The organism is Pseudolysinimonas sp. 10J20-29 (assembly GCF_055809595.1).
The window spans coordinates 81,480-97,031 of sequence record NZ_CM147917.1; the positions used below are offsets into that span (position 1 = coordinate 81,480).

General features: G+C 70.5%; 15 protein-coding genes. 7 read left to right on the plus strand and 8 right to left on the minus strand.

What is annotated here, in order from left to right:
- Positions 1 to 5: 5 nt before the first annotated feature.
- Entirely contained in the window at positions 6 to 1,703 is a 1,698-nt protein-coding gene (locus tag AC0L6Y_RS00425; RefSeq protein WP_473553549.1) for a glycoside hydrolase family 13 protein, read from the minus strand.
- A gap of 240 nt (positions 1,704 to 1,943) precedes the next feature.
- On the opposite strand from AC0L6Y_RS00425, the gene AC0L6Y_RS00430 reads away from it, so the two are divergent.
- The 5 genes from AC0L6Y_RS00430 to AC0L6Y_RS00450 all read left to right on the plus strand — a co-directional run bounded on the left by AC0L6Y_RS00430 (position 1,944) and on the right by AC0L6Y_RS00450 (position 8,371).
- A complete protein-coding gene (locus AC0L6Y_RS00430) occupies positions 1,944 to 3,185 on the plus strand; it encodes a sugar ABC transporter substrate-binding protein (RefSeq protein ID WP_473553551.1) in 1,242 nt (413 codons plus the stop codon).
- Between the two features lie 68 nt (positions 3,186 to 3,253).
- Positions 3,254 to 4,870 carry an ABC transporter permease subunit gene (locus AC0L6Y_RS00435; protein ID WP_473553553.1) on the plus strand — a complete coding sequence of 539 codons (1,617 nt, stop codon included), beginning with the start codon at positions 3,254 to 3,256 and terminating at the stop codon, positions 4,868 to 4,870.
- The gene (locus AC0L6Y_RS00440) at positions 4,870 to 5,763 is read left to right on the plus strand and encodes a sugar ABC transporter permease (RefSeq protein ID WP_473553555.1); all 894 of its coding nucleotides are present in this window, start codon (positions 4,870 to 4,872) and stop codon (positions 5,761 to 5,763) included. Before AC0L6Y_RS00435 ends, AC0L6Y_RS00440 begins: the two co-directional genes overlap by 1 nt.
- Positions 5,760 to 7,601: a glycoside hydrolase family 13 protein gene (locus AC0L6Y_RS00445; RefSeq protein WP_473553557.1), complete on the plus strand. Its 1,842-nt coding sequence runs from the start codon at positions 5,760 to 5,762 to the stop codon at positions 7,599 to 7,601. Before AC0L6Y_RS00440 ends, AC0L6Y_RS00445 begins: the two co-directional genes overlap by 4 nt.
- Positions 7,598 to 8,371 (plus strand): hypothetical protein, encoded by a 774-nt coding sequence (locus AC0L6Y_RS00450; RefSeq protein ID WP_473553559.1) that lies wholly within the window; start codon positions 7,598 to 7,600, stop codon positions 8,369 to 8,371. Before AC0L6Y_RS00445 ends, AC0L6Y_RS00450 begins: the two co-directional genes overlap by 4 nt.
- Here AC0L6Y_RS00450 and AC0L6Y_RS00455 read toward each other — a convergent pair.
- From AC0L6Y_RS00455 to upp, 3 genes are all read right to left on the minus strand, one after another.
- Positions 8,368 to 8,952 carry a hypothetical protein gene (locus AC0L6Y_RS00455; RefSeq protein WP_473553561.1) on the minus strand — a complete coding sequence of 195 codons (585 nt, stop codon included), beginning with the start codon at positions 8,950 to 8,952 and terminating at the stop codon, positions 8,368 to 8,370. The two genes, AC0L6Y_RS00450 and AC0L6Y_RS00455, sit on opposite strands and share 4 nt — an antisense overlap.
- A gap of 9 nt (positions 8,953 to 8,961) precedes the next feature.
- A complete protein-coding gene (locus AC0L6Y_RS00460; protein WP_473553564.1) occupies positions 8,962 to 9,714 on the minus strand; it encodes a winged helix-turn-helix domain-containing protein in 753 nt (250 codons plus the stop codon).
- Between the two features lie 318 nt (positions 9,715 to 10,032).
- The gene (gene upp / locus AC0L6Y_RS00465; protein WP_473553566.1) at positions 10,033 to 10,665 is read right to left on the minus strand and encodes a uracil phosphoribosyltransferase; all 633 of its coding nucleotides are present in this window, start codon (positions 10,663 to 10,665) and stop codon (positions 10,033 to 10,035) included.
- Positions 10,666 to 10,774: 109 nt separating this feature from the next.
- On the opposite strand from upp, the gene AC0L6Y_RS00470 reads away from it, so the two are divergent.
- On the plus strand, positions 10,775 to 11,224 hold the full coding sequence (locus tag AC0L6Y_RS00470; protein ID WP_473553568.1) for a nucleoside deaminase: 450 nt from the start codon (positions 10,775 to 10,777) through the stop codon (positions 11,222 to 11,224).
- Positions 11,225 to 11,236: 12 nt separating this feature from the next.
- On the opposite strand, the gene AC0L6Y_RS00475 is transcribed toward AC0L6Y_RS00470, so the two are convergent.
- Together AC0L6Y_RS00475 and AC0L6Y_RS00480 are read right to left on the minus strand one after the other, a co-directional pair.
- On the minus strand, positions 11,237 to 11,590 hold the full coding sequence (locus AC0L6Y_RS00475) for a hypothetical protein (RefSeq protein WP_473553570.1): 354 nt from the start codon (positions 11,588 to 11,590) through the stop codon (positions 11,237 to 11,239).
- Between the two features lie 18 nt (positions 11,591 to 11,608).
- Positions 11,609 to 12,571, minus strand: a complete 963-nt coding sequence (locus AC0L6Y_RS00480; RefSeq protein ID WP_473553572.1) for a cation diffusion facilitator family transporter — start codon at positions 12,569 to 12,571, stop codon at positions 11,609 to 11,611.
- A 121-nt stretch (positions 12,572 to 12,692) separates the two neighbouring features.
- Here AC0L6Y_RS00480 and proC point away from each other — a divergent pair, with 121 nt between their 5' ends.
- Positions 12,693 to 13,475 (plus strand): pyrroline-5-carboxylate reductase, encoded by a 783-nt coding sequence (gene proC, locus AC0L6Y_RS00485; RefSeq protein ID WP_473558554.1) that lies wholly within the window; start codon positions 12,693 to 12,695, stop codon positions 13,473 to 13,475.
- 21 nt (positions 13,476 to 13,496) lie between these two features.
- Here proC and AC0L6Y_RS00490 read toward each other — a convergent pair whose 3' ends face one another.
- Both AC0L6Y_RS00490 and AC0L6Y_RS00495 read right to left on the minus strand, forming a co-directional pair.
- Entirely contained in the window at positions 13,497 to 14,165 is a 669-nt protein-coding gene (locus AC0L6Y_RS00490) for a potassium channel family protein (protein ID WP_473553574.1), read from the minus strand.
- The gene (locus AC0L6Y_RS00495; RefSeq protein WP_473558557.1) at positions 14,158 to 15,540 is read right to left on the minus strand and encodes a TrkH family potassium uptake protein; all 1,383 of its coding nucleotides are present in this window, start codon (positions 15,538 to 15,540) and stop codon (positions 14,158 to 14,160) included. Before AC0L6Y_RS00495 ends, AC0L6Y_RS00490 begins: the two co-directional genes overlap by 8 nt.
- Between the last annotated feature and the right edge of the window lie 12 nt (positions 15,541 to 15,552).

Genomic DNA, 15,552 nt, shown 5'->3' on the forward strand with positions numbered 1-15,552 from the left:
CGCGGTCAGGCCTCGAGCCACACGGTGGCGTCCGGCGGCACGGCGCCGTCGACCAGCGGCGCGCTCGAGAGCAGCACGCGTCCGGCGGGCAGCGGAACCGGGTGCGCGCTGAGGTTCGCGACCACGGTCACGACGCCGACCTGGAAGGCGAGCACGTGGTCCGGCAGCGCGGGGATCCAGGTCAGCGCCTCGCGACCGAGGTCGTGGCGGCGTCGTTCGGCGAGAGCCGAGCGGTACAGCTCGAACGTGCTCCCGGCGATCCCGCGCTGCCGGTCGCGGGCGAGCGCGCTCCACTCGGCCGGCTGGGGCAGCCAGCTCTCCCCCGAGGGGCTGAATCCGAACGCGGGGGAGTCGGCCTCCCAGGGCAGCGGCACGCGGCATCCGTCACGGCCGTAGCGCTCGCCGGCGGTGCGGAACCAAGTCGGGTCCTGTCGCGCGTGGTCGGGCAGGTCGATCGCCTCCGGCAGGCCGAGCTCCTCGCCCTGGAACACGTAGGCGCTCCCCGGGAGGGCGAGCATGAGCAGGCTCGCGGCCCGCGCGCGCCGCAGCCCGAGCGCCGCGTCGGGCTGGTGCGGCGAGTTCGGGCCGAGTCCGTGGCCCTGCGGGTTCTCGCCGGTGATCGCGAGGCGGCTCGCGTGACGCACGACATCGTGATTGCTGAGCACCCAGGTGCTCGGCGCCCCGACGGCGCCGAATGCCGCGAGGGAGGCGTCGATCACGCGCCGCAGCGCCGGCGCGCTCCACGCCGTCTCGAGGTACGCGAAGTTGAACGCCTGGTGCATCTCGTCGGGGCGCACCCACTGCGACATCAGGCTGAGCGGGTCGACCCAGGCCTCCGCGGCGAGGATCCGCTCGCCCGGGTAGGAGTCGAGAAGTCGACGCCACTCGCGCCAGATCTCGTGCACGCCCTCCTGGCCCCAGTACGGCGGCAGCGGGGCGGGCTCGGCGTCGATGCCGCCCGCGCCGCCCATGCTGCCGGCGCCCTCCGGAGGCGTGTAGTCGGGCAGCCCGTCGGCCTTGATCATGCCGTGCGCGACGTCGACACGGAAGCCGTCGACGTCGCGATCGAGCCAGAACCGCAGGATGTCGAGGAAGTCGGCGCGCACCTCCGGGTTGGTCCAGTCGAGGTCGGGCTGCGAGGAGTCGAAGATGTGCAGGTACCACGAGCCGTCCGCCACGCGGGTCCAGGCCGGTCCGCCGAACACCGACTCCCAGTTGTTGGGCGGCAGTTCGCCCGCGGCGCCGCGCCCCTCGCGGAACAGGTAGCGCGCGCGCTCCGGGCTTCCCGGCGCGGAGGCGAGCGCGGCCTGGAACCAGCGGTGGTCGCTCGAGGTGTGGTTGGGGACCATGTCGACGATGACGCGGATGCCGAGCTCGTGCGCCCGCGCGATGAGCGCATCGGCGTCGGCCAGCGTTCCGAAGATCGGGTCGACGGCGCAGTAGTCGGCGACGTCGTACCCGGCGTCGCGCTGGGGGGAGGCGAAGAACGGCGAGAGCCAGACCGCGTCGATGCCGAGCTCGGCGAGCTCCGGGAGCCGCTCGGTGATGCCGCGAAGGTCGCCGATGCCGTCGCCGTTCGAGTCGGCGAAGGAGCGTGGGTAGATCTGGTAGATCACGGCGGAGCGCCACCACTCGGTGGGGTCGGTCTCGGCGGAGGTCGCCGGGGCGAGCGGCGCAGCGCTGCGCGATGGATCGGTGAGCATGCGGTTGAGAGTAGGGCGCACTTCCCCAAAAGTGCAAGCGCTTGCACCTCGACTCGCGCAAACTCGGCAGGAAAACAGGAGTTGCCACTTGGCATCCGGGAAAAATTGCACTAAGAATGGAAACGCTTGCAGATTCGCGAGCCCCAACCAAGAGAACGACCTCTTTCTCGTCGACTCGAGTGCCTGGCACCCGACGCGGCGCGTGATGGGGGTCGCTCCGCAGCAGGAAAGGTCACACCAATGAGGGTGCAATCCACTCCCCGCGCGCTTCTTGCCAGCGTCGCCGTCGCCGCCGCGAGTGCCATGGCGCTCGCCGGATGCAGCACGGGACCCGAGACGCCGCAGTACTCCGGAACGCTGACGGTGTGGGTCGATGCCGACCGCGCCGCCGTGCTCGAAGACGTTGCCGCCCAGTTCCAGGAGGAGCGCGGCGTCGAGGTCACGCTCGTCCAGAAGGACTTCGGCGACATCCGTGATGACTTCACCACTCAGGTGCCGACCGGCGAAGGCCCCGACATCATCGTCGGCGCGCACGACTGGCTCGGCAAGCTCGTGCAGAACGGCGTCGTCGCGCCGCTCGAGCTCGGCGACAAGGCGAGCGAGTTCCAGCAGGTCGCGGTCAACGCGATGAGCTACGAGGGACAGAACTACGGTCTGCCCTACTCGGTCGAGAACATCGCCCTCGTGCGCAACACCGACCTGGCCCCCACGGCGCCGACCACCTTCGACGAGCTGATCGCCATGGGCGAGGCGGCCGTCGACGCGGGTGACGCGGAGTACCCGTTCCTCGTCGGGCTCGACCCCAACGCGGCCGACCCGTACCACCTCTACCCGCTGCAGGCCTCCTTCGGAGCGACCGTCTTCGAGATCACGGCCGACGGCACCTACGACCCGACGCAGCTCGCGCTCGGCGGGGCCGGCGGCGAAGCGTTCGCGCAGAAGCTCGCCGAGTGGGGTTCGATGGGCATCCTGAACACGAACATCTCCGGCGACATCGCCAAGGAGGAGTTCAACGCGGGCAAGTCGCCGTTCTACCTGACCGGTCCGTGGAACGTCCCGGCCGCGGCCGAGGCTGGCATCGCCTACTCGATCGACCCGATCCCGTCGGCGGGCGGCGAGACGGCGACGCCGTTCGTCGGCGTGCAGGGCTTCTACATCAGCGCCAAGAGCGAGAACGCCCTGGCCGCCAACGAGTTCCTCGTGAACTACGTCGGCACCGAGGCCGTGCAGACCGCCCTCTACGAGGTCGGCGGCCGTGCCCCGGCGCTGATCAGCGCCTTCGAGGCCGCGCAGGGTGACGCGGATGTCGCCGCCTTCGGTGCCGTCGGCGCCAACGGCGTGCCGATGCCGAACGTGCCCGCGATGGACGCCGTCTGGGCCGACTGGGGAGCGACCGAGGTCGCGATCATCAACGGCCAGGGCGACCCGGTCGAGCTGTGGCAGGCGATGGTCGCCAGCATCCAGTCCAAGATCGAGGGCTGATCCTCTCGAGCGGCCCGGGGAGCGCATCCCCGGGCCGCTCATTCCCGCCCGCCTGACCTCGGAGAACCATGACCACGTCGACTCCCGGCACCACCCCGCCGCTCGCGCCCGTCGCCCCGGCGCCGGGGCGTGGGATCCACCACCACGGAACGCCCAGCGTCCGCAGCATGCTGATCAAGATCTCGCTGCTCGCGATCGTCGACTCGCTGGCGGTGTTCGCCCTCTTCACGCTGCTCCTCAAAGAGGAGTGGCTGGTCTTCGGGATCGCGTTCGCGGTCACGCTCGCGATCAACATCATCTACCTGAAGCCGGGCATGCTGCCCGCCAAGTACCTCGCCCCCGGGCTGCTCTTCCTCGCCATCTTCCAGATCTTCGTCGTCGTGTACAGCGGCTACATCGCCTTCACCAACTACGGCGACGGCCACAACAGCACCAAAGAGGACGCGATCGAGTCGATCATCGCGAACGCCCGCACCCGCGTCCCCGATTCGCCCACCTACCGGCTGACGGTGCTCGAGCAGTTCGGGACCTTCAGCTTCCTCGTCACCACTCCCGACGGCGAGGTGTTCGTCGGCGGCGAGGACAGCCCGCTCGAGGAGGCGCCCGGCGCGCGCCTCGACAGCACGGGCAAGGCGATCGAGCTCGACGGGTACACCACCCTCGACTTCGGTTCGCTCATCCAGAACCAGTCGGTGATCGCGGACCTCTCGGTGCCGCTCACCGACGACCCCAACGACGGGGCGCTGCGGACACCCGACGGCAGCTCCGCCTACCTCTACACCTCGGCCCTCGAATACGACGAGGCCGCCGACGCGATCATCGACACCCGCACGGGCGACACCTACCTGGATCGCGGCGCGGGCGCGTTCGCCAACGAGGCGGGCACAGAGCTCTCCCCGGGCTGGAAGATCAACGTCGGATTCGACAACTTCGCCCGCGCGTTCACCGAGGAATCCATCCGCGGTCCGCTGCTCGGCGTGATCGCCTGGACCTTCGCCTTCGCGCTGCTCTCGGTCGGCATGACCTTCGTGCTCGGGCTGTTCCTGGCGATCGTATTCAACGAGGCGCGGATGCGCGGTCGCAAGTTCTACCGCATCATCCTGATCCTGCCCTACGCGTTCCCCTCGTTCCTGTCGGGGCTGGTCTGGCTGGGTCTGCTCAACCAGGACTTCGGATTCGTCAACCAGGTCGTCTTCGGCGGTGCCGCGATCCCGTGGCTCACCGACCCGTGGCTCGCCAAGGCGAGCGTGCTGATCGTGAACCTCTGGCTCGGATTCCCGTACATGTTCCTGATCTGCACGGGCGCCCTGCAGTCGATCCCCGAAGAGCTGACCGAGGCCGCCCGAGTCGACGGCGCGCGCCCGTGGGCGGTGTTCCGTCTGATCAAGTTCCCGCTGCTGCTGGTCTCGGTCGCGCCGCTGCTGATCTCGTCGTTCGCGTTCAACTTCAACAACTTCAACGTCATCTATATGCTCACCGGCGGCGGGCCGCGCAACGTGGCCGCGGGCGTCAACGCCGGCGCCACCGACCTGCTGATCACCCTCGTCTACAAGGTGGCCTTCGGCAGCGGCACGGGTCGCGACTACGGTCTGGCGAGCGCGTTCGCGATCCTGATCTTCATCATCGTGGCGGTGGTCTCGATCATCGGCTTCCGTCGCACTCGCGCCCTGGAGGACCTGAACTGATGGCTACGCTTCCCGCCTCCATCCCTGTCCGCCGTCGCCGCTCGGCGCTCCGCTGGTTCGCCGACACCGGCTGGCGACACCTCGTCGGCGTCGCGGTGGTCATCTTCGCGACCTTCCCGCTGCTCTACGTGCTGTCGGCCTCGCTGAATCCCACCGGCACGCTGGTCGGGTCGAACGTGCTGTTCCGGTCGCTGGACTTCTCGAACTACATCGAGCTGTTCAACCGGCCGCAGCAGCCCTACGCCGCCTGGTTCGGGAACACGCTCGTGATCGGGCTGATCTCCGCCGCCGGAACTGTGTTCCTGGGCGCGCTCGCCGCCTACGCGTTCTCGCGGATGCGCTTCACCGGCCGCCGGATCGGGCTGCTCAGCCTGCTGCTGGTGCAGATGTTCCCGCAGCTGCTCGGCGTGGTGGCGATCTTCCTGCTGCTCTCCGGAATCGGCGACATCTTCCCCGCGCTCGGACTCGGCTCGCAGCTGGGCCTCATCATGGTCTACCTCGGCGGCGCGCTGGGCGTGAACACCTACCTCATGTACGGGTTCTTCAACACCGTGCCGGTGTCGATCGATGAGGCGGCCAAGATCAACGGGGCCAGCCACGCGCAGATCTTCTTCGGCATCATCCTGCGGCTCGTGTCGCCGATCCTGGCCGTGGTCGGCCTGCTCTCCTTCGTCGGCACGACGAACGAGTTCGTGATCGCGAGCATCGTGCTGAGCGACCCGCAGACGCAGACCCTCGCCGTGGGCCTCTACCAGTTCGTCTCCCAGGAGACGTCGAAGAACTGGACGCTGTTCTCGGCGGGCGCGGTGCTGGCGGCCATTCCGGTCATGGCACTGTTCCTGTTCCTGCAGCGCTACATCGTCAGCGGACTCACCGCGGGCTCGGTCAAGTGAGCGAGGCGGTCCGCGAACCGCATCACGACGGCTCGCCGCTCTACGTCGCGCGCGCGACGGTCGAGCTCGGCGAGCGGGTGCGGGTGCGCCTGCGGGCGCCGCGCACCGGCCCGCGGCTGCGGCGCGTTCACGTGCGCTCGAACCCCGACCACGAGCCGCGCTGGGACGAGGCGCAGCGCCTCGCGGGCGGCGAGGACGAGTGGTGGGAGGCCGAGGTCGAGGTGGCGAACCCGCGACACGGCTACCGCTGGCTGCTGGAGGACGAGGCGGGCGGCATCCGCTGGCTCAATCAGGCCGGTGTCGTCGCCGGGGAGACCCGCGACGTCAATGACTTCGCGCTCGTCGCCGGCAACGCGCCGCCGGAGTGGATGACGACCTCGGTCATGTACGAGATCTTCCCCGACCGCTTCGCCCGCTCGGCGGCCGCGGACCGGCGCCCCGCACCGGAGTGGGCGATCCCCGCAGCCTGGGGCGACCCCGTCGACCCGGAGATGCCGGGACGCTCCCAGCAGCTCTACGGCGGCGACCTCGACGGCGTCGTCGAGCACCTGGATCACCTCGCCGACCTCGGTGTCGACCTGCTCTATCTGAACCCGTTCTTCCCGGCCGCCTCCAACCACCGCTACGACGCGGCGAACTTCCGGGTCGTCGACCCGCTGCTCGGCGGCGATGAGGCGCTTGTGCGGCTCGTCGAGGCCGCCCACGCGCGGGGCATGCGGGTGATCGGCGACCTGACGACGAACCACTCCGGCGACCGCCACGAGTGGTTCCGCGCCGCCCTCGGCAGCCCGGAGGCCCCTGAGTCGGAGTTCTACTTCTTCACCGACGAGGCGAACGAGCGCTACGAGAGCTGGCTCGGCGTGCCGAGCCTGCCGAAGTTCGACTGGAGCTCGGCGGAGCTGCGGCGACGCTTCATCGACGGCCCCGACTCGGTGGTCGCGCACTGGCTGCGTGCGCCGTTCCACCTCGACGGCTGGCGAATCAACGTCGCCAACATGACCGGGCGGCTCGGCGCCGTCGACCTCAACGCGGAGGTGCGGCAGACCCTTCGCCGCACCATGAGCGAGATCAACCCGGACACCGTGCTGCTGGCCGAGTCGACCAACGACGCCACCGAGGACTTCTCCGGCGACGCCTGGCACGGCGCCATGACCTACGCCGACTTCACCCGGCCGCTCTGGGGGTGGCTCGCCGAGCCCGCCGAGCCCGACGAGGAGCTGTGGTTCTTCGGCGTGCCGGTCACGCGCATCCCCGCGGTCACCGGCGTGGAGTTCCACGCCCAGCTGCAGCGCTTCGTCGCGGGGGTGCCCTGGCGCGTGCGACTCGGCACGATGCACGCGCTCGACACCCACGACACGGCGCGGTTCCTCACCCACGCGGCGCCCGGCGCGCTGCCGGTGGCGCTCGGGCTGTCGGTGACGCTGCCGGGAATCCCGACCGTGTGGATGGGCGACGAGTTCGGGCTTCACGGTGCCGACGGCGAGGCCTCCCGCACCCCGATGCCGTGGGGGAGCGACGACCCGGCCGCGGCGGAGACGTTCGCGCTGTACCGCGAGCTGCTCGCGCTGCGCCGCGCGCACCCGGTGCTCGGCACGGGCGGTCTGCGCTGGCTGCATGTCTCCGACGATGCGCTTCTCTTCGTGCGGGAATCCGCCGACGACAGCGTGGTCGTGCTCGCCGCGCGGGCGGCCATCAACGTTCCCGCCCCGGCGTCCGCGCCGACGGCGCGGCTGTTCGGCGAGGCCGAGTGGGGCGAGCGGCTGACGGCGCCGGGGATCGGCCTGACCGTGTGGCGCGCGCCCGGAATCAACGCCCCGAGCTGGGGCGCCAGCGCGTGACCGAGCCCATCGATTTCGACCAGTGGACCCGCGCCCTCGAGGCGGCGCTGCGGGAACGGGACGACGCGGCGGGGCTCGTCCTGCTGGGATCGACCGTCGCCGCGCATCGCCGCGACGAGTGGTCGGATCACGACTTCTTCGCTCTGGCGGGCTCCGGCCGCGGCGACGAGCTCAGGACGGTCGCCGAGTGGTTGCCGTATCCCGAGCGGTGCGTCCTGATCGCCCGGGAGGGTGAGATCGGGTTCGTCGCGGTCTACGACGATGGACATGTGGCCGAGTTCGCGGCCGCCACGGCGGAGGAGCTCGCCGGAGCGCTCGTGACCGGGGACAGCGCGATCGCCTACGACGATGGCCCCGCGGCGGCGCTCGTCGCCGCGGCGCGGTCGCGGGTGGACGAGGCGCGTGTCGACCCGGTGAACGACGCGAAGCTCGTGCTCGTCAAGCTGCTGATCGGGGTGGGGCGCGCTCGCCGCGGGGAGCGCCTCGCGGCGGGAGGCTTCGTGCGGAGCTGGGCGCTCGAGTGCTTTGTGCGCGCGCTGCGCGCGCGACACCCCGTCGCGGGATCGGTGCGCGACGCGATCGATCCGCTGCGCCGGCTCGAGCGCGACTATCCCGAGCTGGCGGCGCGGCTGGACGGGATCCTCGCCGCGCCCGTCGAGGAGGCGGGACGCGCGCTGTTCGATCTGTTCCGGGAGACGCTGGAACCCGGGTGGGCCGAGTTCCCGACTGCCGCCGCCGACGCGGTCGCGGCGCGGCTGGGCTGGGACTAGCTCTCGTCCTTGTCCTCATCCTCGGGCAGCGCGGCGAGCCAGTCGCCCCACCACGCCTTCCAGCGCTCCGCCTCATCCGCGGTGGCGAGGCGCTCGTGCGTGACGGTCAGGCGGGTGCGGCCGCCGGCGACCGCATCGATCGCGAGCTGCACGACACCGGCCGGCTCCGCGCCGTGGGTCGCATCGAACCGGGGCGACTTGACGCCCGGGCGCGAGCGCGGCGTCAGCGCGAGCTCGGGGATCAGCTCGGCACGGCGTGCGTCGTCCTCGATCGCGGCGCGCAGGCCCTCGACGGTCCAGCGGAGGGTGCGTGAGCGGCTCACCGAGAAGGTCCCGTCGGCCATCTGCCCGGGGAGGCGCAGGCCGGTGATGCGCTCGAAGCCGACCGTGACCGCCTGGGCCCACCAGGCGTCCACGCCCTGCTCGTGAACCCAGCGGGCGATCGCCGGATGTCCGGCATTGCGGCCCGGACCGGCGTCGATGAGCTCGACCCATTCCGCCCAGCCGTGACCCGTGCGCTCGCGGACCGCGTCGTCCGGGTGCTCCGGCTCTGACGCCCAGGTCGAGGAGTTCGCGCCCATGTCGACAGGCTAGAACACGTCGGGCGAGGGCGTCGAGGCCCAGCGGATGGCGACGTCGGCGTGGCGATCGAAGCGGTAGCCGGCGCCGCGCACCGTGCGGACGACGTCCTCGAAGGCCCCGAGCTTGGAGCGCAGCCGACGAACATGCACGTCGATCGTGCGCTCGTTGGGGGTCTCCTCGTCGTCGGTGTCGCCCCACAGCGAGGAGATGATCTCGGCCCGGTCGATCGTGCGGCCCTCGCGCAGCACGAGGAACTGCAGGAGTTCGAACTCCTTGTAGGTGAGCGGCGCGACCTCGCCGTCGAGCAGCACGCGGCGGCGTGAGATGTCGATCACGACGCCCGCCTTCGGCTCCGGCGGCGGGGTCACCGCGGCGGCGGCCTGGCGCTGTCGCGCGAGCGCGGCCGGGTCCTGCAGGGCGAGCCGCACGACGTCGACGTCGCGTCCGCCGGCGCCCTCGGGGGCCAGCGCGACCGCGGCATAGCTCTCGGCGCCGGGGGCGAGCTGGGCGACCAGGGCCTTCAGCTGGGTGACGATCGCGGGCAGGTCGGTGCCGGCCTCCGCAGCCTTGGCCTCGTCGATGCCGACGTAGAGGGCGAAGCCGCGCGCCTCGGTCCCGTCGGGGACGGCACGGATGCGGGAGGGCGGTGCGGTCGGCTGCTCGTCGCGCGCGAGCGGTGCGGTGAGATCCGCGACCGGGCGGGGTCGCACGGGCGCGTGGGCGGGCGGCTTGCGGAGTGAGTCAAGGGTGGCGAGAGACATGTCGTCGAATCCTTCATTGGCGGGCGACGTGGGGGTCGGATCATCCACGGTGGTTCGCCTCGCGAGAGTGGAGCGGGTGTGCGGGGTGGCGGAGTCGATGCCCCGAGCGGGCAGATTCCGGGAGTCCGTGGTGCTCAAGCATGGGAGCGCATTCGGGACTCGGCGAGAGAGTGGTCTCTACGCACACATTCGACAACAGGTGACCGCGCGCGCCGACATCATGTCGGCGGTCCCACAAGCCTCGAAGGAGGTCAGGGTGTGCGTGCGGTCGGTCATGCCTGTCAGTTTCTTGTACCGGCGGGCAAAACGCAACCCGGCTCAGACGGTTCCGTACAGCCGATCGCCCGCATCGCCGAGTCCGGGCACGATGTAGCCGACCTCGTTGAGCTTCTCGTCGAGCGCGCCCAGCACCACGGTGACGTTGCGTCCCTCGGTCGCCGCGCGCACCGCTTCGACCCCCTCGGGGGCGCCCAGCAGGCAGATGGCGGTGACATCCTCGGCGCCGCGCTCGAACAGGAACTCGATCGCGGCGATCAGCGAGCCGCCGGTCGCGAGCATCGGGTCGAGCAGGAAGCACTGACGGCCCGCGAGGTCATCCGGAAGGCGCGTCGCGTAGGTGGTCGGCTGCAGGGTCTCCTCGTCGCGCACCATGCCCAGGAATCCCACCTCGACCGTCGGCACCAGCGCCGTCATGCCGTCGAGCATGCCGAGCCCGGCACGCAGGATCGGCACGACGAGCGGGCGAGGCTCGGCGATCTCGACCCCCATCGTCTCGGTCACCGGCGTCGTCACGCTGACCGGCGTCACGCGCACATCGCGCGTCGCCTCGTAGGCGAGGAGCGTGACCAGTTCGCGAGCCAGGTTGCGGAACGTCGGGCTCGGGGTGCGCTCGTCGCGAAGCACCGTGAGCTTGTGGGTGATGAGCGGGTGGTCGGCGACGTGGAGGCGCATAGGCTCAATCTATCGGAACGCGCACCCCGCCCCGGCGGCCCACCGTTTCGAATGGTGCCAATTCAGCTTGGCGCCATGCTGAACTGACAGCACCGAAACGGGAGGGTGGATGACCGACGACGAGGTCATGGAGCTCGCCCTGGCCGAGGCGCGGGCCGCGCTCGCGACCGGCGACGTTCCGGTCGGCGCCGTCGTGCTCGACGGGCAGGGCCGCGTGCTGGCGACCGGGCGCAACGAGCGCGAGCTGCACCAGGATCCGACCGCGCACGCCGAGGTCGTCGCGATCCGTCGCGCGGCGGAGGCGATCGGCGACTGGCACCTGGACGACACGACGCTCGTCGTCACGCTCGAGCCGTGCGTGCTGTGCGCGGGGGCGATCCTGGCGGCGCGCATCCCGCGCCTGATCTTCGGCGCCTGGGACGAGAAGGCGGGAGCGGTGGGAAGCCAGCACGACCTGGTACGCGATCAACGCCTCCCGCACCGGGTCGAGGTGACCACGGGTGTGAGAGGCGTCGAGGCGGCGGAGCTGCTCCGCGAGTTCTTCGAGAAACGGCGCTGAGGCCGCGCGGAGCTACTCCCAGAGCACCGCGATGATCACGTTGATCACGGCGAGTCCGCCCGCGGCGTGGAAGGCCGGCTTGATCTTGCCGCCCTTGCGCTTGTTGATGCTCGCGAGGATCGCCGCCGCGAGGATGACGAGGGCGATGATGAGCTTGACCGCGATCTTCGCGTTGTCGACCCCCATGTCGCCCATCTGGCGGATCGCGACGAGGGCGAGACCGGTCACCACCTGGGTGATCGCGCCGGTGAGCAGGATGTCGGTGCGGAATCCTGAGTTCGCGCGCATCTGCACCAGGAACACCCCGATGATCGCCGCCAGGCCGAGGAAGTGCAGAACGAGAACGAGATTGAGAACGGTTTCCATGGTGCTCCTTCGGGGGCGCTAGTCGGCGCTCTTGATGACGATGGCGTCGGTCGGCGGGTTGTAGTCGTGCGGCGAGTGGAAGACGTCGGGCTCGATGTAGATGATGCGGGCGTGCGGCACGGCGGCGCGCACGCTCTTCTCGACCGAGTTGATCGCGCTGGCGACATTCGACATCGACGTGCCCTTGGGGAACGCGAGCTTCGCGCCGACCATCAGCTCGTCCGGGCCCACGTACAGGGTCTTCATGTGGATGATCGTCTCGACCTGGGGGTGCGAGACGAGAGCCTCGCGGATCTTCGCGACGTTGGCCTGGGTCGCGCCTTCGCCGACGAGCAGGCTCTTCGTCTCGATGCCGAGGACGAGGGCGACGAGCACGAGCAGGACGCCGATCGCGATGGTGCCGATCGCATCCCAGGTCGGGTCGCCGGTGATGATCGTGAGGCCGACGCCGACGAGCGCGAAGGTCAGGCCGAGCAGTGCGGCGATGTCCTCCAGCAGCACGACGGGCAGCTCCGGCTGCTTGGCGTGGCGCACGAACGCGATCCAGCCCTGGTCGCCGCGGGCGAGGTTCGACTCGATGACCGCGGTGCGCAGGGAGAACGACTCGAGCACGATCGCGATGACGAGCACGACGATCGGCAGCCACGGCACCTCGAGCGGGTGCGGGTGCTGCAGCTTCTCGATGCCCTCGTAGAGCGAGAAGACGCCACCGACCGAGAACAGCACGATGGCGACGACGAAGGCGTACACGTAGCGCTCGCGCCCGTAGCCGAAGGGGTGCTCGGCGTCAGCCTTGCGTTTGGCCTGCCGGCCGCCGAACAGCAGCAGGCCCTGGTTGGCCGCGTCGGCGACCGAGTGCACGCCTTCGGCGAGCATCGCGCTCGAACCGGAGAAGGCGAACGCGACGAACTTGGTGATCGCGATGCCGGAGTTCGCCAGCAGAGCCGCGATGACGGCCTTTGTTCCGCCCGAGGTGCTCATCGATCAGGTCCCCTCTGCGCTCGAAACTGGGCGCGCGGTCCCAAGTTACACTCTGCGAGTGACCGCTTCCTCCTCCGAAACGACTCGTCTGCCCCGCATCGCGATCCTCGGCGCGGGGTCGATGGGAGGGGCGATCCTCGCGGGGCTGCGCCGCTCCGCGGCGGCCGACGACGGCGTGGTCGTCACGACGCGCAGCGCCGAGAGCGCCGCGCGCATGTCCGCCGACGGCATCGAGGTCCTCTCGCTCGAGACGACGCCCGACGCGAACCGTCGCGCCGTGGCCGGCGCGGGGCTCGTCCTCCTGGCCGTCAAGCCGGCGATGATCGCCGACCTGCTGCGCGAGATCGCCGACGCGCTCGAGCCGAACGCCATCGTGGTGAGCGTGGCGGCGGGCGTGACGACCGAGTCGATGGAGGCGCTCGTCGCCAATCCGGTGGTGCGCTCGATGCCGAACACCCCGTCGCTGGTGGGCCTGGGGGTCACCGGGGTCTCGGCGGGCTCCCGCGTCGACGACGCCCAGGTGTCGCTCGTGGCGGCGCTCTTCGCGACGGTCGGCGAGGTCATCGTCGTGCCGGAGGCGCAGTTGGACGCGCTCTCCGCGGTGTCCGGCTCCGGCCCCGCCTACGTGTTCCTGCTCATCGAGCGCTGGACGCAGGCCGCGATCGATCTCGGCTTCACTCCCGAGCAGGCGAAGCTGATGGTCGAGCAGACCGTGCGCGGCGCGAGCGAGCTGCTGGCGGGGGCCGACGTCGATGCCACCGAGCTGCGTCGCCGCGTGACCAGCCCGAAGGGCACCACCGAGCGCGCGGTCGCCGTGCTCGAGGAGGCCGAGCTGCGTGACCTGTTCACGCGTGCCGCCAACGCCGCCGTCGCGCGGGCGAAGGAGATCGCCGCGGGGTCCTGACCCGAGCGCGCGGTCGGCGACTCAGCCGAGGGCCGCGAAGCGGTCGAGGTCGGCGACCTTCCCGCTGGCGATGATGAGGTCGTGGTTCGAGACCACCGTGTCCGCCGTCGCGTAGGTGAACTCCTTGCCGGGGCTCTTCACGCCGACGACGGTGATGCCGTACTTCGTGCGCACGTGCGAGTCGGTGAGACTGAGTCCGCGGATCGGCTTCGGCGGGTACATCTTGACGATCGCGAAGTCGTCGTCGAACTCGATGAAGTCGATCATGCGGCCCGACACGAGGTGGGCGACGCGCACGCCGGCCTCCGCCTCCGGGTAGATCACGTGGTTGGCGCCGATGCGCGAGAGGATCTTGCCGTGCGACTGGCTGACGGCCTTCGCCCAGATCTGCGGGATCCCGAGGTCGACCAGGTTCGCCGTGATGAGCACGCTTGCCTCGACGTAGGAGCCGACCGCGACGACCGCGACCTTGAAGTCGGCGGCGCCGATCTGGCGGAGGGCGTCGATCGAGCGCGCATCCGCCTGAACGGCGTGCGTGACCCGGTCGGCCCACTTCTGCACCAGGTTCGGGTCCTCGTCGACCGCGAGCACCTCGCGGTTGAGTCGCTGAAGCTGCCCGGCGGTCGCGGCGCCGAACCGGCCGAGGCCGAGCACCAGCACCGGGGCGTCGTGGGGGATTCGCTCAACCAACGATGGGCCTCTCTTCGGCGCGCGTGAACAGCTGACGGCGTTGGCTCGCCGCGAGTGCGGCGGCCAGTGTCACGGTACCAACTCGACCGGCCCACATGGTGGCGGCGAGGACATACTTGCCCGCATCCGGCAGGGTCTCGGTGAGCCCGGTGCTGAGTCCGCAGGTGGCGAAGGCGGAGATCACGTCGAACAGCACGCGGTCGAGGGGCTCGTCGGTGATCCGCAGGATGATGATCGAGGCGGCGGCGACGATCGTGGCGCCCCAGAGGACGACGCTGACGGCGAGCCGAAGCACGTCGTTGGGGATGCGGCGGTCGAAGGCCTGCATGTCGGTGTCGCCCTTGGCCTCGGCGTAGGCGGCGAGGAACAGCACCGCGAGGGTCGTGACCTTGATGCCGCCGGCGGTGGAGGCGGAGCCGCCGCCGACGAACATGAGCATGTCCATCACGAGGTGCGCGGCGCCGTTCATCGCGCCGACGTCGACGTTGGCGAAGCCGCCGGAGCGGGTCATGAAGGAGAGGAAGGTCGCCGTCATGGGCCGCGCGGCCGCGTCCTGGCTGCCCAAGGTGGCCGGGTTCGACCATTCCAGGACGAGGATCGCGACGGAGCCGAGAACGACCAGCGCGATCGTGGTGACGAGGGTGAGCTTGGCGTGGATCGGCAGGCGCACCCGGAAGCGCACGGTGCGCAGCACGGCGAAGATGACCGGGAATCCGAGGCTGCCGAGGAAGACGCCGAAGGCGATCGTGGTCAGGAACCACGGGTCGGTCGCGAAGGGCTCGACGCCGTCGACCGTCGGCACGAAGCCCGTGTTGGTGAAGGCGGAGGCGGCGAAGTAGAAGCCCTTCCAGGTCGCCGACCACGGGTCGAGGCCGTGCACCAGGAGGCGCGGCACGAGCGACAGCATGAGGATGAGCTCGATGATGAGCGTCGACAGGGCGACCGTCGCGAGAAGACCGCCGATCTCGCCCAGGCGCACCGCCTGCGACTCGGCGACCGGGCCGGCGTGCAGGCGCGAGGCGTTGGTGTCGCTCGCCGCGATCAGTCGGGCGCGCAGGCCGAGGCGGCGCGAGACGACGAGGCCGAGGATGCTCGCGAGCGTCAGCACGCCGATGCCGCCGACCTGCAGGCCGATCAGGATCGCGACGTTGCCGAAGGTCGACCAGTGCGTCGCCATGTCGACCGTGACGAGCCCGGTGACGCAGATCGCGGAGACGGCCGTGAACAGCGCGTCGACGATCGGGGTCGCCTCGCCGTCGCGCGCGGCCCACGGCGTCGCGAGAATCGCCGTCAGAACAAGGATCAGACCGGTGAAGATGAGGATCGCGAATCGCGAGGGCGAGCGCCGGGCGAAGTCATCGAAGGCGTCCCGAATCCGCGCCGGGCG

Coding starts and splice junctions, on each gene's coding strand:
- AC0L6Y_RS00425 (WP_473553549.1), bottom strand. CDS start 1,703: ATGCTCACCGATCCATCGCGCAGCGCTGCGCCGCTCGCCCCGGCGACC.
- AC0L6Y_RS00430 (WP_473553551.1), top strand. CDS start 1,944: ATGAGGGTGCAATCCACTCCCCGCGCGCTTCTTGCCAGCGTCGCCGTC.
- AC0L6Y_RS00435 (WP_473553553.1), top strand. CDS start 3,254: ATGACCACGTCGACTCCCGGCACCACCCCGCCGCTCGCGCCCGTCGCC.
- AC0L6Y_RS00440 (WP_473553555.1), top strand. CDS start 4,870: ATGGCTACGCTTCCCGCCTCCATCCCTGTCCGCCGTCGCCGCTCGGCG.
- AC0L6Y_RS00455 (WP_473553561.1), bottom strand. CDS start 8,952: ATGGGCGCGAACTCCTCGACCTGGGCGTCAGAGCCGGAGCACCCGGAC.
- AC0L6Y_RS00460 (WP_473553564.1), bottom strand. CDS start 9,714: ATGTCTCTCGCCACCCTTGACTCACTCCGCAAGCCGCCCGCCCACGCG.
- upp (WP_473553566.1), bottom strand. CDS start 10,665: ATGCGCCTCCACGTCGCCGACCACCCGCTCATCACCCACAAGCTCACG.
- AC0L6Y_RS00470 (WP_473553568.1), top strand. CDS start 10,775: ATGACCGACGACGAGGTCATGGAGCTCGCCCTGGCCGAGGCGCGGGCC.
- AC0L6Y_RS00475 (WP_473553570.1), bottom strand. CDS start 11,590: ATGGAAACCGTTCTCAATCTCGTTCTCGTTCTGCACTTCCTCGGCCTG.
- AC0L6Y_RS00480 (WP_473553572.1), bottom strand. CDS start 12,571: ATGAGCACCTCGGGCGGAACAAAGGCCGTCATCGCGGCTCTGCTGGCG.
- proC (WP_473558554.1), top strand. CDS start 12,693: ATGGGAGGGGCGATCCTCGCGGGGCTGCGCCGCTCCGCGGCGGCCGAC.